The 21,488-nt window shown below is 67.4% G+C and carries 25 protein-coding genes; 5 read left to right on the top strand and 20 right to left on the bottom strand.

The window, feature by feature from the left end:
* The 9 genes from ACFWF3_RS01435 to ACFWF3_RS01395 form a co-directional block, all read right to left on the bottom strand.
* The coding region (locus ACFWF3_RS01435) for a CPBP family intramembrane glutamic endopeptidase (protein ID WP_379312002.1) at nucleotides 1-849 on the bottom strand (849 nt) is incomplete at its 3' end.
* Complete coding sequence (locus tag ACFWF3_RS01430; protein ID WP_379312001.1) at nucleotides 846-1,760, bottom strand: alpha/beta hydrolase; 915 nt, start codon at nucleotides 1,758-1,760, stop codon at nucleotides 846-848. The genes ACFWF3_RS01430 and ACFWF3_RS01435, both read right to left, overlap by 4 nt.
* A gap of 66 nt (nucleotides 1,761-1,826) precedes the next feature.
* The gene (locus tag ACFWF3_RS01425; RefSeq protein ID WP_379312000.1) at nucleotides 1,827-2,588 is read right to left on the bottom strand and encodes a helix-turn-helix transcriptional regulator; all 762 of its coding nucleotides are present in this window, start codon (nucleotides 2,586-2,588) and stop codon (nucleotides 1,827-1,829) included.
* 203 nt (nucleotides 2,589-2,791) lie between these two features.
* A complete protein-coding gene (locus ACFWF3_RS01420) occupies nucleotides 2,792-3,856 on the bottom strand; it encodes a zinc-binding dehydrogenase (RefSeq protein ID WP_379311999.1) in 1,065 nt (354 codons plus the stop codon).
* A gap of 88 nt (nucleotides 3,857-3,944) precedes the next feature.
* Complete coding sequence (locus ACFWF3_RS01415; protein WP_379311998.1) at nucleotides 3,945-5,177, bottom strand: MFS transporter; 1,233 nt, start codon at nucleotides 5,175-5,177, stop codon at nucleotides 3,945-3,947.
* A 192-nt stretch (nucleotides 5,178-5,369) separates the two neighbouring features.
* Entirely contained in the window at nucleotides 5,370-6,287 is a 918-nt protein-coding gene (locus ACFWF3_RS01410; RefSeq protein ID WP_379311997.1) for an intradiol ring-cleavage dioxygenase, read from the bottom strand.
* Nucleotides 6,251-7,327 carry a maleylacetate reductase gene (locus ACFWF3_RS01405; protein ID WP_378992823.1) on the bottom strand — a complete coding sequence of 359 codons (1,077 nt, stop codon included), beginning with the start codon at nucleotides 7,325-7,327 and terminating at the stop codon, nucleotides 6,251-6,253. Before ACFWF3_RS01405 ends, ACFWF3_RS01410 begins: the two co-directional genes overlap by 37 nt.
* Nucleotides 7,327-7,725: a nuclear transport factor 2 family protein gene (locus ACFWF3_RS01400; RefSeq protein ID WP_378992821.1), complete on the bottom strand. Its 399-nt coding sequence runs from the start codon at nucleotides 7,723-7,725 to the stop codon at nucleotides 7,327-7,329. Before ACFWF3_RS01400 ends, ACFWF3_RS01405 begins: the two co-directional genes overlap by 1 nt.
* A complete protein-coding gene (locus ACFWF3_RS01395; protein WP_379311996.1) occupies nucleotides 7,722-8,612 on the bottom strand; it encodes an NAD(P)-dependent oxidoreductase in 891 nt (296 codons plus the stop codon). Before ACFWF3_RS01395 ends, ACFWF3_RS01400 begins: the two co-directional genes overlap by 4 nt.
* A gap of 405 nt (nucleotides 8,613-9,017) precedes the next feature.
* On the opposite strand from ACFWF3_RS01395, the gene ACFWF3_RS01390 reads away from it, so the two are divergent.
* Nucleotides 9,018-9,764: a helix-turn-helix domain-containing protein gene (locus ACFWF3_RS01390; protein ID WP_379311995.1), complete on the top strand. Its 747-nt coding sequence runs from the start codon at nucleotides 9,018-9,020 to the stop codon at nucleotides 9,762-9,764.
* A gap of 22 nt (nucleotides 9,765-9,786) precedes the next feature.
* On the opposite strand, the gene ACFWF3_RS01385 is transcribed toward ACFWF3_RS01390, so the two are convergent.
* Complete coding sequence (locus ACFWF3_RS01385; RefSeq protein WP_379311994.1) at nucleotides 9,787-10,995, bottom strand: acetyl-CoA C-acetyltransferase; 1,209 nt, start codon at nucleotides 10,993-10,995, stop codon at nucleotides 9,787-9,789.
* Nucleotides 10,996-11,013: 18 nt separating this feature from the next.
* Complete coding sequence (locus ACFWF3_RS01380) at nucleotides 11,014-11,793, bottom strand: IclR family transcriptional regulator (RefSeq protein ID WP_379311993.1); 780 nt, start codon at nucleotides 11,791-11,793, stop codon at nucleotides 11,014-11,016.
* 254 nt (nucleotides 11,794-12,047) lie between these two features.
* Here ACFWF3_RS01380 and ACFWF3_RS01375 point away from each other — a divergent pair, with 254 nt between their 5' ends.
* The gene (locus tag ACFWF3_RS01375; protein ID WP_379311992.1) at nucleotides 12,048-12,794 is read left to right on the top strand and encodes a CoA transferase subunit A; all 747 of its coding nucleotides are present in this window, start codon (nucleotides 12,048-12,050) and stop codon (nucleotides 12,792-12,794) included.
* Entirely contained in the window at nucleotides 12,791-13,444 is a 654-nt protein-coding gene (locus ACFWF3_RS01370; protein WP_379311991.1) for a CoA transferase subunit B, read from the top strand. Before ACFWF3_RS01375 ends, ACFWF3_RS01370 begins: the two co-directional genes overlap by 4 nt.
* Nucleotides 13,445-13,521: 77 nt before the next feature.
* Here ACFWF3_RS01370 and ACFWF3_RS01365 read toward each other — a convergent pair whose 3' ends face one another.
* Together ACFWF3_RS01365 and ACFWF3_RS01360 are read right to left on the bottom strand one after the other, a co-directional pair.
* Nucleotides 13,522-14,148: a TetR/AcrR family transcriptional regulator gene (locus ACFWF3_RS01365; protein ID WP_378992807.1), complete on the bottom strand. Its 627-nt coding sequence runs from the start codon at nucleotides 14,146-14,148 to the stop codon at nucleotides 13,522-13,524.
* 76 nt (nucleotides 14,149-14,224) lie between these two features.
* A complete protein-coding gene (locus ACFWF3_RS01360) occupies nucleotides 14,225-15,103 on the bottom strand; it encodes a hypothetical protein (RefSeq protein ID WP_379311990.1) in 879 nt (292 codons plus the stop codon).
* A gap of 173 nt (nucleotides 15,104-15,276) precedes the next feature.
* On the opposite strand from ACFWF3_RS01360, the gene ACFWF3_RS01355 reads away from it, so the two are divergent.
* A complete protein-coding gene (locus ACFWF3_RS01355) occupies nucleotides 15,277-16,068 on the top strand; it encodes a hypothetical protein (protein WP_379311989.1) in 792 nt (263 codons plus the stop codon).
* 110 nt (nucleotides 16,069-16,178) lie between these two features.
* Here the strand turns inward: ACFWF3_RS01355 and ACFWF3_RS01350 are convergent, their stop codons facing one another.
* The 4 genes from ACFWF3_RS01350 to ACFWF3_RS01335 all read right to left on the bottom strand — a co-directional run bounded on the left by ACFWF3_RS01350 (nucleotide 16,179) and on the right by ACFWF3_RS01335 (nucleotide 18,493).
* A complete protein-coding gene (locus ACFWF3_RS01350; RefSeq protein WP_379311988.1) occupies nucleotides 16,179-16,622 on the bottom strand; it encodes a hypothetical protein in 444 nt (147 codons plus the stop codon).
* Nucleotides 16,623-16,814: 192 nt separating this feature from the next.
* Nucleotides 16,815-17,450 (bottom strand): TetR/AcrR family transcriptional regulator, encoded by a 636-nt coding sequence (locus tag ACFWF3_RS01345; protein WP_378992787.1) that lies wholly within the window; start codon nucleotides 17,448-17,450, stop codon nucleotides 16,815-16,817.
* 273 nt (nucleotides 17,451-17,723) lie between these two features.
* A complete protein-coding gene (locus ACFWF3_RS01340; RefSeq protein ID WP_378992783.1) occupies nucleotides 17,724-18,032 on the bottom strand; it encodes a transcriptional regulator in 309 nt (102 codons plus the stop codon).
* Nucleotides 18,029-18,493 (bottom strand): hypothetical protein, encoded by a 465-nt coding sequence (locus ACFWF3_RS01335; RefSeq protein WP_378992781.1) that lies wholly within the window; start codon nucleotides 18,491-18,493, stop codon nucleotides 18,029-18,031. The genes ACFWF3_RS01340 and ACFWF3_RS01335 overlap by 4 nt, the downstream gene beginning before the upstream one ends.
* Nucleotides 18,494-18,698: 205 nt before the next feature.
* On the opposite strand from ACFWF3_RS01335, the gene ACFWF3_RS01330 reads away from it, so the two are divergent.
* Nucleotides 18,699-19,352 carry a TetR/AcrR family transcriptional regulator gene (locus ACFWF3_RS01330; RefSeq protein WP_378992779.1) on the top strand — a complete coding sequence of 218 codons (654 nt, stop codon included), beginning with the start codon at nucleotides 18,699-18,701 and terminating at the stop codon, nucleotides 19,350-19,352.
* On the opposite strand, the gene ACFWF3_RS01325 is transcribed toward ACFWF3_RS01330, so the two are convergent.
* The 3 genes from ACFWF3_RS01325 to ACFWF3_RS01315 are packed head-to-tail and all read right to left on the bottom strand — an operon-like array spanning nucleotide 19,313 to nucleotide 21,467.
* Nucleotides 19,313-19,858: a nuclear transport factor 2 family protein gene (locus ACFWF3_RS01325; protein WP_379311987.1), complete on the bottom strand. Its 546-nt coding sequence runs from the start codon at nucleotides 19,856-19,858 to the stop codon at nucleotides 19,313-19,315. The two genes, ACFWF3_RS01330 and ACFWF3_RS01325, sit on opposite strands and share 40 nt — an antisense overlap.
* The gene (locus ACFWF3_RS01320; protein ID WP_379311986.1) at nucleotides 19,855-20,484 is read right to left on the bottom strand and encodes an OsmC family protein; all 630 of its coding nucleotides are present in this window, start codon (nucleotides 20,482-20,484) and stop codon (nucleotides 19,855-19,857) included. The genes ACFWF3_RS01325 and ACFWF3_RS01320 overlap by 4 nt, the downstream gene beginning before the upstream one ends.
* The gene (locus tag ACFWF3_RS01315; RefSeq protein ID WP_379311985.1) at nucleotides 20,481-21,467 is read right to left on the bottom strand and encodes an ABC transporter permease; all 987 of its coding nucleotides are present in this window, start codon (nucleotides 21,465-21,467) and stop codon (nucleotides 20,481-20,483) included. The genes ACFWF3_RS01320 and ACFWF3_RS01315 overlap by 4 nt, the downstream gene beginning before the upstream one ends.
* Nucleotides 21,468-21,488 lie beyond the last annotated feature (21 nt).

Raw genomic sequence — 21,488 nt, 5'->3', positions numbered from 1 at the left:
CTCTTCGTCGCCGCCGAGCTGTGGAAGGGCACGAGCTTCAACGGCTCCCTGGACGACCGGTGCCGGGCTCGTGCGCATCAGCCACAGCGCAGCGGCGAGCGTCAGCACCCAGCCGATCACTTCGATAAGCAGGTGATCTGTCGCATCGGGAACGGATTGCAGCAGGTACACCCGGACGCTGTTGATCGCTCCGTGCGTCATGACTGCCGGCCAGACACTCCCCGACCGCCAGCGAAGTGCTAGAAGCAGCGGCGCCCACGGCAGCATGCCCGCGAAATAGATGACGATGTCCCACGGTGGGCGGTCTCCGATGACGGCGATCACCGGCAGGTGCCAGACGATCCAGACCACACCGCTGGCAAGGGCCAGCGGCCAGAATCCCCATGACGCGGCGCGGGTCGCCAGCCAGCCGCGCCAGCCGAACTCCTCTCCGATAGCGAAGACCGACTGCAGGAGGAAGACCGGAACGACCCATACTGTCGCCGCCAAGATCTGGTCGAGCGGGTTGAGCGGCCAGATCCCCGATGCCAGTGCGATGCAGGCCTGGATGGCGGCGATCGCGGTGATGAGGCCGATGCCGATGCCTGCCCACTTGGGTGTGCCGCGCCACCCGGTGGCGAAAGTTTCGCCGAACGTTCCGGGTCGTCGGGCGAGCCACATGATGATCGCCGCGAGCAGCGGGGTCATTTGCAGGATCGGAACGATCAGGTTGTCGAAGTCCGTGGAGACCAGCCGAAAGACCATCGGAACAGACAGCGTGTAGCACAGCACGATGGCGATCGCGAAGAACCACGCGACTTCGAGGAAATTCGATCCGGTAGCACTACCGCGCGCACGGACTGTCGTCATGACTGCTCCTCCTCGCGCTCGGTGAGCGGGTCGATGGGCTGGACCGGTACCACCGGCGCCTGGCCGGCGAAGGCCGCCAGCGTCCGGTCGATCCATGCGATGACGTCGGCCAGGATGGCCGGCCCCTCGGCTTCCTCCTCCAACCCGTGGTAGACGCCCGGACAGGTCCTCAGCGTCGCCGACGACACGAGGTCGACCACCCGGCGGCTGGCGGAGAGCGGATTGATCAGATCGGCGTCGCCATGAACCACGAGTAGTGGTACCGCGACTCGGGTGGCAGCCGATGCCACGCGATCCATCTGTGCCAAGACATCGATCGCGAAGCGTGCGGTCGCTCGCCCATGGACCAAGGGATCGGCGTACCGTTCGGCGACGACGCCGGGGTCGCGATTGACACGCTCGAACCGCAGCCCGTTCGGCAACGTCAGGGTGGCGAAGGCGCCGCCGAGGCTCCTGACCACGGCCACCTTCAGCCGCTGATTCCGCAGCTGCGAGTCGAAAGCGGGTCCGGTCACCACCACCGCGGCCACGTCCGTCCCCGGCCGGTCCGCTGCGTAGAGGAACGCGTAGAGCCCGCCCAGGCTGTGGCCGTACAGCACGACCGGCGCGCCGCCCGTTCGCGCACGCTCGTGTGCGATGAGATGGTCCACTGCCCGCGCCGTCAACTGGTATCGGACGTCGCCGCGGCGTCCTTCGGATCGCCCGAATCCTTCGTAGTCCATGGCAAGCACGGAGAAGCCGGCCGCAGTGAACAACCGAGCCGTGCTGTCGTAGCGGGCGGCGTGCTCGCCGAGACCGTGCATGATGACGACACTGGCCCGCGCGGGCCCGCTCGGGACCCAGTGGAGTGAGGTGAGTCGGGGGCCGCCGCCGTCCGGTGTGAAGGAGTCGAAGATGGGTGATGTGTTCACGAGCAGTTCCTTTCGGGTCTGCTCGAGCCTCGCCGCTTCGCCTCGGTCCAGGATTGGACCAACCTGCTAGGTCGGCAGGATCTCCCAGCGGATCGTGCTGAACGCGGTGGGAGGGCCGCCGAAGGTTCGGCGACACGTCCTCGTGAGATGGGAGCTGTCGGTGAACCCCGCCAGGTGAGCCGCATCGGTGAGCGTCCGGCCCTGCGCGACCGCTGCGGTCGCCCGGAGCAGCCGGAGCCATCTCACGTAGGCCCGGAAGGTGATTCCGAGGTCCTGGGCGAAGAGGAAGAGATGGGACAGCCGGCTCTCCGACAGATGAACGGTCGCGGCGAGGTCGCGAAGCCGGATGGGTCGTGAGTCCAGCTCGGTCTGAAGGTGGCTGCGCGCGGCGGCGACTCCCGGATGAAGCGGGTGCGAGGTGTTCCCGGGAGCGCGCAGGCGCCCCTCCACGTACGCGCTGTGCCCCTTGACCAGGGTCTGTCCTGCGTGATCCCAGGCACGAGCGTGGGACGGATCGTCGACCAGCTCGATCAGCTCGGCACCCAGAGATGACTCGGGCTCGACGTGCGCCACGACGCCCCAGGCGCCGGCGGCGCTGAACGCGTGCGACTGATCGGCGGGAACGATCGCCGCGTTCGTCCGTCGCTGACGGCCCTGGAGATCCTCGATGACGAACGTCCCCTCGTGGGCGACGGCCACCTGCACGGAGTGGTGAGAATGTCCCGGCAAACTTCCCAGCGGACCCTCGATCTCGAGTACACCGGGACGCAAGCGCCCTGTGCCGGACCACCGCGAGATCAATGGCTGTCGCTCGTCGGACGCGTGCATCGGCTGAAATATACGCGGCACGGGAGCGCTCCGACACGGCCGCGAAACGGCGGCCCCTGAATCGTCACCGTGGATGGCCATCTGGCGGGTGCGAGGCGGACTGATTCTGGCCGTCAGCGATCGGGTCGATCTGCGGACCATCCCTGCGGGTCCGTCGCCACGCCGGGGCCTTGATCCCGGCGCAAAGTCTGTCCGGAACCGGGTCACGCGCCAGGATCGATAAGGATCTTGCCTTCCACCTGCCCGGCGGCGAGCCGATCCAGTGATGCGCCCAGATGCGCGAGTCCTACCGGGTTTTCGGCGAATTCGGTGCCGAGCAGCGGGTCTGCCGCGAGGATGTGCAGTGCGGCGGGGAGGTCGGTGTCGCAGACGTGGGCCAGCGTCGTGTCGAGGGTGATCTCGCGGAAGATCATCGAGTGCAGGTCGAGGGCGGGCTTGTCCTTGGGAATGCCGACGGCTTGGACGCGGCCGCCGTCGATGACCATCTCGAGTGCCGCCGCCAGCTGGCCGGGCGCCCCGCTTGCCTCGATCACGACGTCGGGTTTGCGGCCGTCGAGTGCGTCGGTGACATCGGCAGCGATGGACTCCGACGGAGCGAGGGTGCGATCGGCGCCCAGACGTTGCGCGCGGTCGAGGCGGCTGCCGGGGAAATCGATGACGGTGATGTCGAACTCGCCGAGGTGCCGCAGACCGGCGAGGACGAACGAGCCGATCGCGCCGGCACCGATGATGACGACGTTGTCGCCCTCGCGCGCACCGGACCGACGAGCCGCATGGATGCCGACAGACAGGGGTTGGGCGAGTCCGGCGTGGTCCAGGGACAACCCGGTGGGCAACGGACGCAGTGTCTTCGTCGGGACGGCGACGAATTCGGCCATCCCGCCGTGGACGTTCAGCCCGAGGGTTCGGTACCGCGTGCACTGGTTGGTTCGGCCTTCGCCACATCGTCGGCATTTGCCGCACCAGACACCGGCGCCACTGGCGACCAGGCTGCCCTCGGTGAGCCCGGAACCCGGGTCGGCTTCGACGATCTCGCCGACGAATTCGTGGCCGGGGATGATCGGGCCGAGGTGCCTGCTGTGGGGGTGGCGGCGTTGCACGGGAAAGGTTTTCGGTCCGGCGGTCCACTCGGAGGCGTCGGTCCCGCAGATTCCCGAGCGCAGCACCCGCAGGAGTGTTTCCCCGGTGCCCGGAGCAGGGATGTCGACTTCTTCGAGTCGGATATCGCGGGGGCCGTAGTAGACGGCGGCTTGCATCGTCGATGGCACAGCAGTGTCTTTCCTCGTCGAGATGGTGGACAGGGTTCGGATGCCGACAGATGGTCTGGGTCGCCATGGGCGACCCAGACCATCGGTGTCACACCTTGACGGGTTCTCCGTCGCGTGGGTCGGTAACCGGTTGGGCGACAACGTCATCGGTGACAGTGCTGCCGCGGGGCAGGAACAACGCCACCACCGCGGCAAGGCCGAAGAAGCCCGCGCACACGATGAGACCACCCTGGAATCCGATGCTCGCCGCCAGTCCGGCCAGAGCGAACGGCGCCAGCGCCGACACACCACGGCCGACGTTGAAGCAGAAGCCGGCACCGGTCGCGCGGGCCCTGGTCGGGAACAGTTCCCCGAGGTAGGAGCCGAACAGGCCGAAGAACGCGGTGAACGCGCCGAACAGCGGCCCCATCCACAGCAGGGCGGTTTCCTGGGTGGTGAGTGCGTAGATCGGCAGGGTCAGCGTGACACCGAGCAAGGTGATGATGATCGTCCGGTGACGGCCGATGTGATCGGCGAGGTAGCCGAAACCGTTGTAGCCGACGAACATTCCCAGATTCAGCATCGTGATGAACAGCGCGACCGAGGTCGTAGCCAGACCACGCTCAGTGGTGAGGTAGGTGGGCAGCCAGGTCATCGAGCCCCAGTAGCCGAACAGCGCGAGAGCCGCCATGAGGGTGCCGAGCAGTGTCCTGCGGCGCAGGGAGGAACCCAGGACATCGCGCACAGAGACGACATCGTTGGCGTTGTCGGCCTTTTGAGCTGCCCAGGTGGCGGATTCGGAGAAGAAGATCGCGACGATCGCGATCGGCAGCACGACCGCACAGCCCGACACCAGGAACATCAGTCGCCAATCCGGCAGGAACCAGCCCGAGATCGTGGCTGCCATCGCACCACCGGCGGGGAAGGCGCTGATCACGAATGCGGCTGCGCGACCACGGTTCTTTTCGGGCCACGTCTCGACCACGTAGGCCGAGACCACGCTCCAGACAGCGCCGAGCCCGATACCGGCGAGGAATCGCAGCAGCAGGAAAACCTCGTAGCTCGGGACCACGTAGATGGCGGCGGTGAAGATGCCGAAGATGCTCAGCGCGGCGAGCAGTGCCTTCTTGCGCCCGAAGTTGTCGGCCACATACCCGCCGAGGACGCTGCTGACACCGATGCCGACCAGGGTCGCGGTAGCCAGCAGGCCGCCCTGGGTGATCGTGATGCCCAAGTCCTTACGGATGGACGGTAGCGCCATGGAAAGTAGGACGATTTCCAAGGCGTCGAACAGGTAGGCGAGGAAACACCCGCCGAGCACGATCCAACGTGTACGTCGCATCGTTGTACCTCCAGTGTGAGCTGCTGGGGGTCGTGCCCGGGCAGCAGTGATCTTCGAATTGCAGGGAACGGGTGTTCGCTGCACGGGTGGAACCGGCACCGAGTCATCGCCTGCCGGTGTGTAATCCGGCGTAAGGCATGGCGGTGCCGTTCGATCCGGACCTCGACGGGTCCGGTCGTGTGTGACGGGGCGCTAGCTGCCGTCGTGGGTGGCCAGCACCAGGTCGAACGTGATGCTCGTCCAGCCGTCCGGCGGATGCGTCCCGTCAGGAGCGGTGGTGTCGGCGTGGTGGACGGCCTCGACGACGAGGTTCTCCTTCACTCCGAACACCGCGTCGCAGTCGAGATAGGGGTCGCCCGCGACGAAGATATGGGTGATCAGGGGCCGGAAATCCGGCGCGGTGACCATGTAGTGCAGATGCGCGGGGCGCATCGGGCCGCGAGCGGTCGCGGTCAGCAGGTCGCCGACCGGGCCGTCGTGGGGAATCGGATACGGCGCGGGCAGTACCGACCAGAATCGGTACTCGCCGTTCGCACCCGAGCGCAGCCAGCCGCGACCGGCCGAGCGGTCGTCGGTGTACTGGACGTCGTAGAAGCCGTCGGAGTCGGCTTCCCACACTTCGATGCGCGCCCCCTCGATCGGTTCGCCACCGGTGGTGCGAACCTGGCCCGAGACGTAGCAGGGTAGGCCCTTCGCGCCGCGGGCGATATCGCCTCCGAGCGGAATCTCCGGTGCGGAATCGACGAAGAACGGACCGAACACCGTCGACTCGGTAGCGCCGGGCTCGGCGGGTTCGTTGATGGCGACCGTGAGCATGGACAGGCCGAGCACATCGGAGAGCAGAATGAATTCCTGACGCCGACTGTCGGTGATATGTCCTGCGCGAGTGAGGAATTCGATAGCCGACTCCCACTCGTGTTCGGTGAGCCGGACGTCGCGGGCGAAGGCGTGCAGGTGGCGCACGAGACTGTGCATCACTTCGCGCAGCCGAGGATCGGGGGTGGCGTCGAAGCTGGCCAGCACCTCCTCGGTGACGGCTTGTTCCTTGTCGACGGCGGTAGCCGGGTCGCCGCTCATGCCGTCGGCCCGGTGGGTTCGGATCCCGCCCACGCGCCGTGCAGGATCGCGCGGAGTCCGTCCGGAGTGACGGGTGTGGGGTTGTCGGCGGGAGCGATCGCCAGGATGTCGTCGATCACGTCGTCGATGCCGGACTCGTCCATGCCGAGCTCACGTAGCCCCGCCGGTACACCGACCTCACCACCCAGTTCACGCAGTCCGGCGACGATGTCGACTCGCCCGAGCGCACGGCCGATCCGGTCGGTGGCCTCGCTCGCGTTGGGAGCGTTGTAAGCCAGTACGTAGGGCAGCACGATGGCGTGGGTGTGGGCGTGGGGCAGGTCGAACGCCCCGCCGAGGACGTGGCAGATCTTGTGGTGCAGCCCGGATCCGGCGACGGCGAACGCCGATCCGGCCAAATAGGCGCCGAGCAGTAGTTCACCGCGACTGGCCAGGCCGGTCGGGGTGGACGCGATGGTGGTCAGCCCGTTCACCAGGTGACGAATGCCGTCTTCGGCGACCGCGCTGGACACTGGGCTTCGCCGTGGCGCCCAGAAGGCCTCGACACAGTGCGCCACTGCGTTGAGTCCGCTGGCGACCGAAAGTTCCACCGGCAGAGTAAGAGTCAGCTCCGGGTCGTAGACGACGGTCTTGGGCAACACCCGCCGATCGGTCCCGGTGGTCTTGCGCCCACGCTCGGTCAGACCCCACACCGGGGTGACTTCGGAGCCGGCATAAGTCGTCGGCACAGCGAGCACCGGCAGACCGGTGGTCAGGGCGACGATCTTGGCCGTTCCCGTCGTCGAGCCGCCGCCCACCGACAGCACCACGTCGGCGTCGGCGTCGAGTGCGACCTTGCGGGCGAGCTCGGCGACTTCGGCGGGCACATGGGGACGGACCTCGGAGAAGGTCGCGACCACCCGATCGGCGAACGGTGCGCACAGCTGTGTCGCGGTGCCGTTCTCGGCATCGGTGGCGATGAGCAGCACGCGGCGCGCGCCTAGCAGGTCGAGCTCGGTGAGCAACTTGGTGCGCGCCGCGCCGGCGCCGAAGACGACCCGGCCCGGCAGGCCGTCATAGGTGAACTGGGTCATCAGATCGCTCCCGGGATGACCGTGGGTCCATAGCCCAGCAGCAGCCACCGATCGCCGTCGCGCACCCAGACCGCGAGCGCGCTGTTGGCGAGTTGTTTGCGCACCCCACCGGCGGTGATGTCGGCGCGCATCTCACCGGAGACCAGTACGGTGTCGCCGACGACGACGATCTTGTGTACCGGGTGCTCGATCCGGTGGTAGACGTAGAAGCCGGTGCGCAGTTTCTCCAGGTAGCTGTCGAGGGTGTCGACCACGGCGTTGGAGTGCGTGTAGAGCAACTCGGGGTGCGCGAACGCGGCGAAGCCTTCGATGTCGCCTGCCACCACCGCGGCGTAGCGAGCGTCTTCGAGCGAGCGGATGGTCGATTCGATCTCAGCCGTAGCGAGAGTATCGGTCATGAGAGGGCTCCGGTCTGTGGTGCGGTGGACAGGGTTTCGCGCAACATCACGCCGTTGCGGCGGCGCAGGACGGTGAGGACTTCGGCCATGTCGGCCTGTCCCAGCCCGGTGGCCACGGCATCGTCGAGGACGGCGAACGCGGCTTCGGACCCGGGCAGGATCAGCCGGTGGCGGTGGGCCAGCGCGAGAGCCAGGCCGAGGTCCTTGCGGATCAGCGATACCGGCGCCGCGACCGGGGTCGACTCCGGCGCGAGGTATGCCTGCTGCTTGTAGCCGACATAGGGTGCGCCCGCCGCGCTGTTGCGCAGGATGTCGTAGAACGTGGCCGGGTCGAGGGCACCGGCTTCGGCGAGCAGAAGTCCCTCTGCGACAGCCTGACTCAACCCGGCCAGGACCGCGTTGACCGCGAGTTTGGCCGTGGACCCCGAGCCGACCGGCCCTGCATGGAACTGGGCGGTGGTCATCGCGGCCAGGACCGGCTGCGCCAGCTCGAACTGTTCCGGCGTGGCGCCGACCATCGTGGTGATGGCGGCGGTTTCGGCCATCGACACACTGCCCGACACCGGCGCATCGATCACCGCTAGGTGCGGCAGGTCGGCGAGTTCGCGCACGACCTCAGGGCCGACGGTACCCATCACGATGTGCAGGTGGCCGGGCGCGACAGTGCGCAGACCCTCGATCACCAGGCCGCGCGTGGATTCACCATCGGGCAGCATGCTGATCGTCAACGCGGCGGCGGCCAGCGCGTCGGGGAAGTCGGCGAGACCGACCCCCTCGGGCGCTTGCTCGACATGGGGGTCATAGGCGAGAACGGTGTGCCCTGCCGCGGCCAGGTGGGCGGCCATCGGCCTGCCCATTCGGCCCAGGCCCGCGAATCCGATCAGCACGGCCCCTCCCCCGCTACGCAGACGGTCGCCGCGAATCGGTGAGCGGTGGTGAGAGGCGGAGAAAAGCAGGTCGACCGAAGTCGCGCAATCGGGAAAGACACGAGTCTCCTTCGTCGTCGATGACGGGGAACGGGGCTGAAGCCACCGTGAATGTGTTCAGTATCATTAAACATATAGAGAGTGATGTCAACCACGGAACAACGGTCGCCACATCGAGGGAGACCCGCCGCCGATGTTCGAACCATCGAGAAGATGCACTTCGGGAGGCAAGTTTCCCGCGAAACGGCACGTCGAGACGGGGACTATCCGAATCCACCACGCGCCACAGGTAGTGTTCATCCATAGTGAACCCGTAGTGTTCACTGATAGTTGATTTCGTTTCGGCGAGTGAACAGAGGTGCGCTGATGCAGGACAGGATCGGGCCGGCATTGAAGCAGGCGCGTCTGGATCGAGGTTCGAGTCTGCGCGGGTTGGCGGCCGCGGCGGGCATCTCCGCCAGCCAGCTCTCCCAGATCGAGAACAACAAGTCCCAGCCGTCGGTGAGCACCCTCTACGCCCTCGTCAACCATCTCGAGGTCTCCCTCGATGATCTCCTGGGCCTGCGGTACGGCCGCGCCGAGTCCACCGCCGAACCGGCCGGACACTCGGGCACGAGCCGATCCACCGGAGTGGTTCAACGCGCCGCGGACAACCCGGTGCTCGAGATGGCCAACGGGGTCCGGTGGGAAAAGCTCGCGGTCGACCCGGACGCAGGCGTCGACGCCCTGCTGGTCACCTACGAGCCGGGTGCCGCGAGTTCGGTGGACCGAATGCCGATGCGCCACTCCGGAACCGAGTACGCCTACCTGTTCACCGGGGAGTTGACGCTGCTGCTCGATTTCGACAGGTACACCGTCGGCGCGGGCGACTCGCTGTGCTTCGATTCCACCCGGCCGCACATGTACGTCAACCAGTCGAGCGAACCCGCGCGCGGCGTGTGGTTCGTCGCGGGCCGCCACGAATCCGGCCCCACGCGGGCATGGGTCGCCGCACAGCTCGGTGAGACCGACACCGAATCGCCCCTGCGCGTGACGAATGCGGTCGACGCACTGGATCTCCTCGGTGCCAACATCGTGCGACCACCCGCGGTCAAACCCGGCCGCGAGAGCTAGTCGCGACCGGGTCCCGAGTGGATCAGAGGCGTTCGAATACTGCCGCCAGCCCCTGTCCGCCGCCGATGCACATCGTTTCGAGGCCGTAGCGGCCTTCGCGGCGGGCCAGTTCGTGCAGCAGGGTGGCCAGGATTCTGGCGCCGGTAGCGCCGACCGGGTGACCGAGGGAGATTCCCGAGCCGTTGGGGTTGACGCGCGGGTCGTCGGGTTCGATCTTCCAGGTCCGCAGGACGGCCAGTGTCTGTGCGGCGAAGGCCTCGTTGAGTTCGATCACGTCCAGGTCGTCGAGTGTGAGATCCAGTCGTGCGAGCGCTTTTTCGGTCGCGGGTACCGGTCCGATGCCCATGGTGGACGGCGGTACGCCCGCGACCGCCCACGACGCCAGTCGAGCCATGGGGCGCAGCCCAAGTGCTTGTGCACGCTGCGGTGTCGTCACGATACAGACGGCCGCGCCGTCGTTCTGACCGCTGGAATTTCCGGCGGTCACCGTGGATTCGGGATCGATGCCGAGACGGATCGGGCGCAGCTTGCCCAGCGTATCGAGGTCGGTATCGGCTCGTGGATGCTCATCGGTGCGCACCAGCAGTGGCTCCCGCTTACGTTGCGGCACAGCGATACTCACCAGCTCCGCTTCGAAGCGGCCATCATGTTGCGCGGCGACGGCGCGCTGGTGCGACTGCACGGCGAGCGCGTCCTGGTCCGCGCGGCTGATCGCGAACTGCGCGCGCAGGTTCTCCGCAGTTTCGATCATGCCGCCGGCGACCGGAAAGTTCCTGCCGCCAGCGGTGATTCGCGCACGCGCGAGGCGGTCGTGCAACACCGGCCCGTCGCCACGGATGCCCCAGCGGATGTCGGTGGCGTAGAACTCGGTGCGGCTCATGGATTCCACGCCGCCCGCCAGGACGAGATCACTACCGCCCGATTGCACCTGCATGCAGGCTTGCAACACTGCCTGCAGACCCGACCCGCAGCGCCGGTCCACCTGGATGCCGGGCACGCCGACCCCCAGGCCCGCGTCCAGCGCGGCGATGCGGCCGATCGCGGGCGCCTCGCCGTTGGGCGAGGACTGCCCGAGGATGACGTCGTCGACGGTCGCGGCGTCGAGTCCGGTGCGGGCGATCAGTTCGGTGATCACGGCCGCGGCGAGGTCTTGCGGGGCGATGTCTTTGAACACCCCGCCGAATCGTCCGACCGGGGTTCGCAGTGGTTCGCAGATAACAGCTTCGGGCATAGCTCTTCCTCGTAGGTGTCAGGTGGTGGATCGGATCCGGGTGAGGTCGCGCTCGATCGCGGCACCGGTCTCGAGCAGGGCGGGAACCAGGGAGTCGCGCACCTCGCCGAGCGTGTATCGGGCGGCCTGGGTGGAGATGTTCACCGCGGCGACGACCACACCGTGCTGGTCGCGCACGGGCGCCGCCATCGACCGCAGACCGTGTTCGAGTTCCTGGTCGACGACGCAGTAGCCATCTGCGCGGACTTGGGCCAGCTCGGCGCGCAGTTGTCGTTTCGTGGTGACCGTCATGTCGGTGAGGGGCGTCAAGTCGACCTTCGCCAGGTAGTTCTCCAGCGCGTCGGTGTCGAGGTCGGCGAGCAGGACCCGGCCCATCGAGGTGGCGTAGGCGGGGAAACGGGTCCCGATGTTGATCGACACGGTCATGATCCGGCTGACGGGGACACGGGCCACGTAGACGATGTCGGTGCCGTCCAAAATCGACACCGAGGTCGACTCACGAACCTTCTCGGCCAGCGCCTCGAGGTGCGGGCCCGCCAGATCGGGCAGGCTCAGGCTGGACAAGAAGCTGTACCCGAGCTCGAGCACGCGCGGCGTGAGCCAGAACTGGTTTCCGTCCGAGCGCACATAGCCGAGCTCGACCAGGGTGAGCAGGAAACGCCGGGCGGTGGCCCGGGTCAGATCGGTGGCCTGGGCGACCTCGCTGAGGGTGCGCCGTGGATGCTCCACATCGAAGGCCCGAATGACGGCGAGGCCGCGCGCGAGGGACTGCACGTAATCCGGCGACGGTTCTGTCATGGCTGCCGTAACTCCTTCTCCCACTGGGCCCGATGGCGTCCACCCCGCGGCGAACGTCGGTGCACCGAGCCGGGCCCGAGGCTACGTCGCGACGGCCCGGCACGAGGCTCGGCATGCACGAAGAACGCTTGTTCATGATGCGAACACAAGTCCGTATTGCGAACACGCTACGTCCACAACTCCAGCCTACGCAAGTGTTCGCCATACGAACGTAAGTGCGCATTGCGAACATCTCGGCTAGCATCGCTGGTGTGATGGACAAAGTCATTGCGACGGCCGCCGAGGCCGTCGCCGATATTCAGGACGGCGCGTCGTTCGCGGTCGGCGGATTCGGCCTAGTCGGCGTGCCGCAGGTACTCATCGACGCCGTATTCGCCCACGGCGCCACCGATCTCGAGGTCGTCAGTAACAACTGCGGCACGGCGGGCGTCGGATTGGGCGTGCTGCTCGAAGCACGCCGGATTCGACGCACCACCAGCTCCTACGTCGGGTCGAACGCGGAGTTCGCACGTCAGTTCCTCGCCGGCGAGCTCGAAGTGGAACTGACGCCGCAGGGCACCCTGGCCGAGCGGATGCGGGCGGGCGGTGCGGGCATTCCGGCGTTCTATACCCCTGCGGGTGTCGGTACACAGGTCGCCGACGGCGGCCTGCCGCTGCGCTACGACGGCGACGGCGGGATCGCACTGGCCAGTCCCCCGAAGGAGACGCGGGTGTTCGGCGGGGTGCACTATGTGCTCGAACACGCGATCGTCACCGATTTCGCGCTGGTCCACGCCTGGAAGGGCGACCGTCACGGCAACCTCGTCTACCGGCGCAGCGCGCGCAACTTCAATCCGCCCGCTGCCACGGCGGGCCGGATCACCATCGCCCAGGTCGAGCAGTTGGTGGAGCTGGGCGAACTGGATCCAGACGAAGTACACACCCCCGGCATCCACGTGCAGCGCGTGGTGCACGTGGGCGCAGTCGAGGTCGGAATCGAGAACAGGACGGTGCGCGCATGACGTGGACACGCCAGGAGTTGGCGGCCCGGGTGGCCGCCGAGCTCAGTGACGGCCAGTACGTCAACCTCGGTATCGGGATGCCGACGTTGGTGCCGAACTACCTGCCCGAGGATGTCACGGTCGTACTGCATTCGGAGAACGGCGTCCTGGGCGTCGGGCCCTACCCGACCGAGGACGAAGTCGATCCCGAGCTGATCAACGCGGGCAAGGAGACGATCACCGTCCTGCCCGGTGCCTCCTACTTCGACTCGTCGCAGTCCTTCGGGATGATCCGCGGCGGCTGCGTCGACGTCGCCGTGCTGGGCGCGATGCAGGTCAGCGCCCACGGTGACCTGGCGAACTGGATGATTCCGGGCAAGATGGTCAAAGGCATGGGTGGCGCGATGGACCTGGTCCACGGCGCGAAACGGGTGATCGTGATGATGGAACACCGTTCCCGCAGTGGCGAACCCAAGATCGTCGGGCGGTGCACTCTGCCGCTGACCGGGCTGGGTTGCGTGCACCGGATCATCACCGAGATGGCCGTGCTCGATATCGGCCCCGACGGGCTGACACTTGTCGAAATGGCGCCGGGCGTCAGCGAATCCGACGTTCGAGCCGCCACCGGAGCAGATCTCACGGTCGCGCTCGCCACCGCCCCTGCCCGATGAGATTCGGTGTGAAGCCCACACGGAAGGGGGGTGCGGGCTTCACACCGACTTGATCCGTTCGCGAAGCGTGACTGTCCTCAGGTCCGTTCGCCATGGAGAGCGAGGGTGTCGTCGATGCAGCGTGCGATGAACACGTCGTCGATCGCCTGTTCTCCGACCAAGAGCCTGAAATACAGTGGTGCGGAGAGGGTTTCGAGCACAGCGCGCGGATTCACCGATGCCGGGAGTTCACCGCGCGCCACCGCGTTCGTGATCACCTGGGAGCTGCGCTCGAAGCGATCGTTCCAGAATTTGCGGCGCGCGGCGTCGACCTCCGGATCGGACGACAGAGCCACGGTGGTGCCCACCAGCCGCGCCATCCCCGGACGCGAGATCAGGTCGGAAACCTGTCCGGCCAGCACCGCCAGATCCGATCGCAAGTTGCCGGTGTCCGGCGCGGGATTCCCGACGGCGGCGAGCTCGGTGACCGCCTCGGCGATCAACGCCGTCCGGGTGCCCCAGCGGCGATAGATCGTCGTCTCGGCGACACCGGCGCGAGCCGCGACGTCACCGATGGTCAAACCCTCGATGCCGTGCTCGGTCACCTGCTCCAGGGTCGCGGTCAGAACAGCGTCGCGCACCCGCGCCGAGCGTCCCCCGGTCCGCTTACGCGGAGCCGGGGGTGTCACCGACTGTTCGTCGGCATCGAGTCCACTCTGATCCATGGTCCAGTTCTACTCGACGGCCGTGCCGTATGCCCAATGCCGATCGATGGGCCCGGTGCGTCCGGCCCCATCCGGGTCAGCGCAGGTATGCCTCGATCCAGTTGCCGAATTCGGTCGCGAGATGCCACTGGTGCTCGCTGATGTACAAACCGGGCACCGCCGCGGGAAACGCGACTTTCAGCTGACTGCGGAACCCACCGCCGGGTTCGTCACGGAACTGATGGCAGACCCCGCCGATGAGTTCACCGTCGGCGAGCCTGGCCGCGCCGGCGACCGCGAACGGGTAGGCCGGATCCGCGGCGACCACCACCTTCGCCGGGTCGGTGTACTCGACGAGGAACCGGCTGGCGAGCATGGCTCCACCGGTCACCTCGACGACCTCCTGCCGCCCGTCGGGCATGGTGGCGATGATGTAGTGGTCCGGGCAGGCGTCGGTCCAGAACGCCTGATCGTTGCTCACCCGCGCCCGGTCGAACGTGTCGATGAAGCCCTGCGCGGTGCCACGATCACTGGCGATCTCGACAGTCGACACGGCCCAGCGTCCACCCGAGGCCGCGAGCGTGGCACGGGTGGCGGCCTCGGAGGCGACGAGCTCACCGGCGAGCAGCTCACGCAGTCCGCTGGAGCCGATCAGCACACGAGCCTGTGCCAGCACCGCTCGGGCGGCGGGGATGTCGTCGACGTCGATCGCGAAGCGGGCGAGCAGTGAGTCGAGTTCACCGGCCAGCAGGCCGACGTAGTCCTTACGCAGCCGCGCAGCGGCGACCGAGAGCCGCCGTCGTTCCCACTCGACGACCCGGCCCTGCTCGACCAAGCGGCCGTCGATGTATGTCCGCAGTCCGGCTGCCGACGGACCAGGGTCGGCGAAAGTGGTTCCCGCACCGGCATAAGCGGCCGCCGCGGTGGCGGCCGTCACCCCGGCGGCACGGACGATGAGGCTTCTTCTGGTCAGCATTGACCAATTCCCTTCGATTTAAAGCTAGCTAAACTTGCGATAACACAGCTTCCGTTACCACCGTCACGTTGTCAACGGTCTGCGCATAATTAACGCCACACGAACTTGCGTTTCCAGGCGCAGGAAGGCAGTCTTAACGCAAGTTTCAATAGCTTTAATGAGAGGTAGTCGACATGGACGATCCCATCGAAATCCGAACATTCCTCGGCGCGGAGACCGTCACACGCCAGCAGGTACGCGCCTGGGAAGCGCGGCGCGCCGAAGCGGTGCTCAAGAGGTTCGCCGCGCGCCTGGGGCACCGCGGAGTAGCCGAACTCCTGCCCGATTTCACGATCGGCAGGGCGCTCGACGCGCCCCTCGACGTCCAGCGCGAGGCCCTCACTGCCATGAAGACCGAGCTGGGTCACGCGGGGATCTACGCCATGCTCAAGCGCGATCTGGCGATCTCGGACCGGATGGCACGAATCGGGGTCGCCACCAGCCGGGGCCGAGCCAAGTACTCGGTCACCCGCCTCGAAGTCCCCCACTACTCCGCGCAGCGATTCGCCGACTGGTTCAACGACCTGACCATCACCGACGCCGAGGTCGACATGGTGGCCGCCACCCCGGACCACTACCTGTTGCGCGGCCTGCCCGACGGCCGTCAGGAAGTCGTCGAAACGACCGGCGGCTCGCCCACGGCCTCGCGGTTCCTCGTCGACTACACCAGAACCGAAGCGCTGACCATCCCCGTCGCTCCCGACTACCCCATCCAGGTGGCGGGCCAGGCCCTGCTCGACGACGGCCTGGTCATCGGCGGCGTCCGCCACCAGTTCCGCGACCGCGACGGCACTCTCGAAGCCCTACTGACGGTGCAGTTCCCGGGCAATCTGCCCGACCGGCTCATCCACCAGCACCAGTGGCACCTGGCCGACGAGTTCAGCAACTGGATGATCGCCGCGGCCCCGGTCGCGGCGACCACCTGACACCGAGGACCGCACAGGCCGATGCACCGGCCCACCGATAGCGGTGGGCACGAACGGCGCCTCCGGAATTCCGGGGGCGCCGCTCGGGCACTTCGCACCGCGTCAGCGGATCAGGCTTCGCGCACCGCCGTGACGATGGCGACGACCGCCGCGGACAACGCCCCGATCACCACCGCGCCGAGGACGACGACGGCGGCGGAGACCGTGAACTGATCCCAGCCCACCATGAGCGCGGCCACGCCGAGGACCACGAGGATCGCGTCGACGCCAACGGCGGCCAGGACAGCGTCGTCGCGGTCCAGTAGCCGGGGAGTCAGCGCAACGGTGGCCAGGCCGAGCAGGACGGACACCAGGCCGACCACGACGAAGACGGGGACGGCCATTCCGGTGCCGACATCGGTCCCCAGGATCAGCGCGGCGAACGGGACGAGGCCGTACAGGACGCGGATCGCGCCCACACCGCGCAGCGTCCACGAGGACACATCGACGGGGGCGCCCCCGGTGGAGGTCTTGGTCGCGTACGCCATGCGCACAGTTGCCACCTGGCTGGTCATATCCCGCTCCTTCGACATTTTCACACCTTCGTGCAATTGCACGTACCTGTGAAACTACGTCCATTGCACACCGATGTGCAAGAACTCGTGAAGGGACTCACACCCACCCGGTTTCGTGCCGGAGAGCACACCTTGGATCCGTTCGGGGACAGAATGTTTCGACAAGCGATCGCCCGACGAGCACACCCGCGATCAGTGCTGCGCGGCCTCAGCGGCGGACCGGGCGATCTCCGCGGCACCGGAACGGTCGACGCCGACCGCGATCAGGCAAGCCACGGCAGCGTCTCGCGCGGCTTCGGCACCGACCCATTCACCATCGCTGTGCGCGTTCAGCAGCTCGAGCACCAGCGCCGTGAGCACCCTGGCCAACGCCGCGGGCGGAAGGTGACCAGCGAAGGTTCCGTCGGCTTGACCAGCCGCTATCAACGTGATCAGCCGGGCGCGGACCGGCGCGAGCCGGTCGGCCATCCGGGCCCTCGACCCGGCTTCGTCCAAGCGCAGCAGCAACTGGAACTCGTCGCCGACCGCCCACAGCGCGACCGTCATATCCGCGGTCGCCCGGGCGGGCGGTTGCGCGGTGTCGATACCGTCGAGTGCGCGACCGACCTGTTCGAAGGCCTCGTCGAGCATGCCGTCGATCAGCGCTTCCCTGGTGGGAAAATGTCCGTAGAGGGTGCGACGAACCATCCCCGCGGCAACGGCGATGTCTTCCATACTCGCCAGGGGATTTCGCAGCAACTCGTCCCCGGCCACAGCGACGATGCGTCGCCGGTTGGCCAGTGCGCGCGGCCCGAGGCCGACGGTGGTCGAGTGCGTCGTCGCAGTCACGTCCGTCCTTTCACCCACCACCATCCCACACCTGCGCAAAGGTGTGCAAAAGGTCGTTTGCGCTCACCAGCCTGATGATCGGTGACCACAACGAATGTGCGTGGGAAGTGCTCGTCGCGGCGGGTCGCATCGGGCCGCGACCTGCGAAGCCAAAGGCCGTTTCGATGGAGGGCTCGATACCGGAACCAGCGCGAACAGCGGCGTGAAGACTGGCCTCGACGAGGCAGTGCCAGAACACGAGGACCTGAAGTCGGCGAGGTCAGGTCCGTCGAATCAGGACGGTGTGGCCGGTGTCGCGGCGGCGACGATTTCCTGCAGGGCGGCGATATGGCCGGCGAAGGCGTCCCGTCCACGCTCGGTCAGGTGCGCGCGGACTTTGCGGCGGCTGCCGTCCAGCCGGCGTTCGGTGGTGACATAACCGGCCGACTCGAGGGTCGCGAGCTGCTTGGACAGGGCCGAATCCGACAGCCCCAGGCGATCTTTGAGGAAGGCGAACTCCGCCCAGTCGGCGGCTGCGAGCGTCGCGACCAGCGAGAGCCTGGTGCTGGGATGGATGAGTTCGTCGAAACGGGCCTGCGTCACGCGCGGAACCAATGCCGCAGGACGCGAAGGATTTCCGGACCACCGAAGCCGATGATCGCGGCAACCAGCACTCCGGCCCAGATTCCGGGGTTACGGTCACCGTCCGCGTTCAGGGCCATCGCCACGCCGATGGTGAGGCCGACGAGCGCGAACAGCATGCCCACAACCACGATCGGGGTGCGGCGTCCGGCCACGGCCGCGCTCACATGCACCTGGTCGGTCCGCCGGCGCCCGCCGAGCAACCGCGAGGCGACGAACGAGTGCCCCGCACCGAAGATCAGCGTCGCGGCGATGATCAGCCATGATGGCCCGAGGTCACCGATCACACCGAGCACGACCCACCCGGCGGCCATTGCCCACCAGTACCCGCGTGGCAGCCCGACCTCCTCGGCCACTCGACGGCGCGCGTGCTCGACCGCCGCCAGCGCGGCTCGTGCCTGGTCCGGAGCGATGTTCTCCATGGTGGTCTCACTTTCCTGGTTGGAAAGTCAAGGATCTACTTTCCCACTAGGAAAGTCAAGAGGCCGGCGCTTCCTCCGATATCGACACTCGGCGCACAACGGTGAGTCGACATCGGTTGCCGCCGAGTCGAAGCACGGGCCACACCTGGTACGCCGAACTGGACTCACCGGTCTGGTATGAGGCACCTATCGGTAAAGTAGAGGCGTGGTGGATCTGCCGGCGGCACGTGGACGTATCGACAAACGGCGTGCGATTCTGGAGGCGGCGTTCTCGGTGTTCTCCTGCCAGGGGTACGACCAGTCGAGCGTGCAGGACATCGCGGACGAGGCCGGGGTCTCGAAGCAGACGGTGTACAACCACTTCGAGGACAAGCAGCGCGTGTTCGACGAGGCAATGGCGGCGACGGCCGAATCCGTCCTGGCCGACAACCTCGCCGCGATAGAGCGCTTACGCACGCCGGTGGCCGATCTCCGGGCGAGCCTGCACGAAGTGACGCGCGAGATCCTCGAGGTGAACTGCGAGCATCGTTCGCGCGCCCTGCGATGGCTGACCTACGCCCAGGTCGCTCGCTTTCCGCATCTGATCGAGGTCGTGCAGAACCGAACCTCCGATCGACTCGGCCCCGCCCTGGCCGACCGGCTGGCACGGCTGGTGCTGTCGGGTCAGCTGCGTCCGTGCGACCCCGATCAAGCGGCCGAACAGCTGCTGGCCATGCTAAGCGCCCCCGCCGAGGCACGCTCCCGCATGGGAACGCGCGACGTGCCCGCGGCCGACATTCGCTTCGTCGCCGAGGGCGCCGTCGATACCTTCCTTCGCGCCTACGCTCCCCCGGCCGATCCTGGCAGCGTGGGCGCGTGAGCTGACCGCACGGCGACGGGTTCGGGCAGGCTCGGCGGTGGTGATCCGGCGGCCACCAATCCCGCGACCGGCGTGACGAGCCGTCGTGCGATGAGCCATCTCCCGTCGACGAACGCGAAATCGTCCTCGACCTGACCGATCGTGGTCCAGTCGGCCGGGCGCAGATCACCACGGTCGGCATACTGCTGATACCAGTGCCACACCGTCGCACGGGCTTTGAGCCGCGGGGTATCACCGCGCCATTCCACGACGGTCTGGCCGAGGACGTGCGCCACTCGCTGCGAGCGCGGCGCGACCCTGTCGACCATGTACCGGGTGAACTCGTCGCGGCCGCTGAAGCTGTGTGGCGCCGGGAGCCGATATTCGATCTGCGCGTCGGGCGCCAGGCATTCGGGTGCGATGAGTTCGTAGCTGCGGCTGTCGACGAGTTCGAAGAACCGGAAAAAGGTGCGGTTGATCTCCCCCTCCGCTTCCAGCCGCTCGAGGCGCTGCGCAGTCGAGGTCATCGCGCATCCGATGGCGTCGGGGTGAGTGTCAGCGAACCGGTGATCGTCTGCGGATTGGTCAGCAACGCCAGGATGGGGCACTGCGACTCCACGATCCGGAACAGTTCGTCGATCCGGTCGGCGGGCTCAGGGGAGGTGACGAACACCTGGTAGCCGATGTTGTGCGGCTCGACCGGCGCGTTCTCGAAACCCGGTGTGCCTCGGCGTGGTTCGATCTCGGCCGTTACCTCGACCCGCAGTTCGTCGAGCACGATCTCGTGGCGCGCGGCGGTGATCTCGAAGATATGGGTCAGGCAGCTCGACAGCACCCCCAGCTGGATCTCGGGCGATCCCGGACCCAGGTCGTACCCGGCGAACTCGGGCGGTGAGTCGCTGATGATCTGGTGATCGCGAATCCTGATGCGGCGCACGCCACTGCGCCCCTCCGCGACGGTGTGGGCACGGATCACTATCGGCTCGACCGGCGGTGTCTGCTCGGCTTTCGCCTCCAGCGCCAGCAGCGCCGCACGCTTGTGGATGAGGAACTCGCGCAGGCCGGGCAGAGGTTCGGCGATCGCCGGAAACCCGGGCGAATCCCCGTTCCCGGTCGCGACTACCGGATTCTGCTGGCTGTTCGTCGTCGTCACTGATGCTTCTCCTCGGTCTCGGTGGTGGAAACGGCCGCGGGGGCACGGTCGCCGGCGGGTAGGTGTGGTGTCGCGCGACGGCTCCATTCGCCGTCGAGCGCGTGGGCGATCCGGTTGACCGACAGCACGGTCGCGACGACAACCAGTCCCGGCAGGGTCGACAGCCACCACGCGTTGGCCAGGTAGTTACGGCCGCCGGCGATCAAGGTGCCCCACTCCGGCGCCGGGGGCGCGGCGCCGAAACCGAGAAAGCTCAGCGACGCGACCGCGAGTACCGCGGTGCCCAGTTCGAGCGTCGCGAGCACGAGTACCGGGCCGCGCGCGTTCGGCAGCACGTGCCGCACCATCACCACATACCAGCGTGTTCCGGACGCACACGCGGCATCGACATAGTCGGCCTCGCTGACCCGCAGCACCTCGGCCCGCATCACCCTCGCGAAACCGGCCACCCCCGCGACGCCGACGGCGACGGCGATCTCGACGGTCCCGCGCCCGAGCGCGGTCACCAGGGCCAGCGACAGGAACAGCGCCGGAATCGACAGCACCACGTCGACGAGCCGCATCGAGACGCTCTCCACCCACCCGCGCACGAATCCGGCGAGCAACCCGATCGCCGCGCCGACGACCAGGGCCACCCCCACCGCGATGAGCGTCGCCTGCAACGACAGCGCGGTGCCGTGGATCACGCGCGTGTAGTGGTCGCGGCCCAGTTCGTCGGTGCCGAACCAGTGTTGGGTGCTCGGTGGCGCGAACCGCTGCGCGGGCGTCGCGCGCAGCGGATCGCGAGAGGCGAACAGTTCCGGGACGAAAGCTGCGAGCACAACGGACCCCACCACCAGGATCGACAGAATCAGACCCGGCCTGCGGAGCAGGAACCGCGCGATCCCGGCGAGGTCGAATCGGCTCGGAGCGGAGGGTTTTTCGGTGTGTGGCTCGATAGTCGAAGGGGCAGGGACCACTGCGATGATCGTCGAGGCTGTCACGCCGCACTCCTCTCTCTGCTC

This window comes from Nocardia sp. NPDC060220, from assembly GCF_042727815.1.
Classification (GTDB): Bacteria; Actinomycetota; Actinomycetes; order Mycobacteriales; family Mycobacteriaceae; genus Nocardia.
This window is presented reverse-complemented; position numbering and strand designations above follow the sequence as displayed.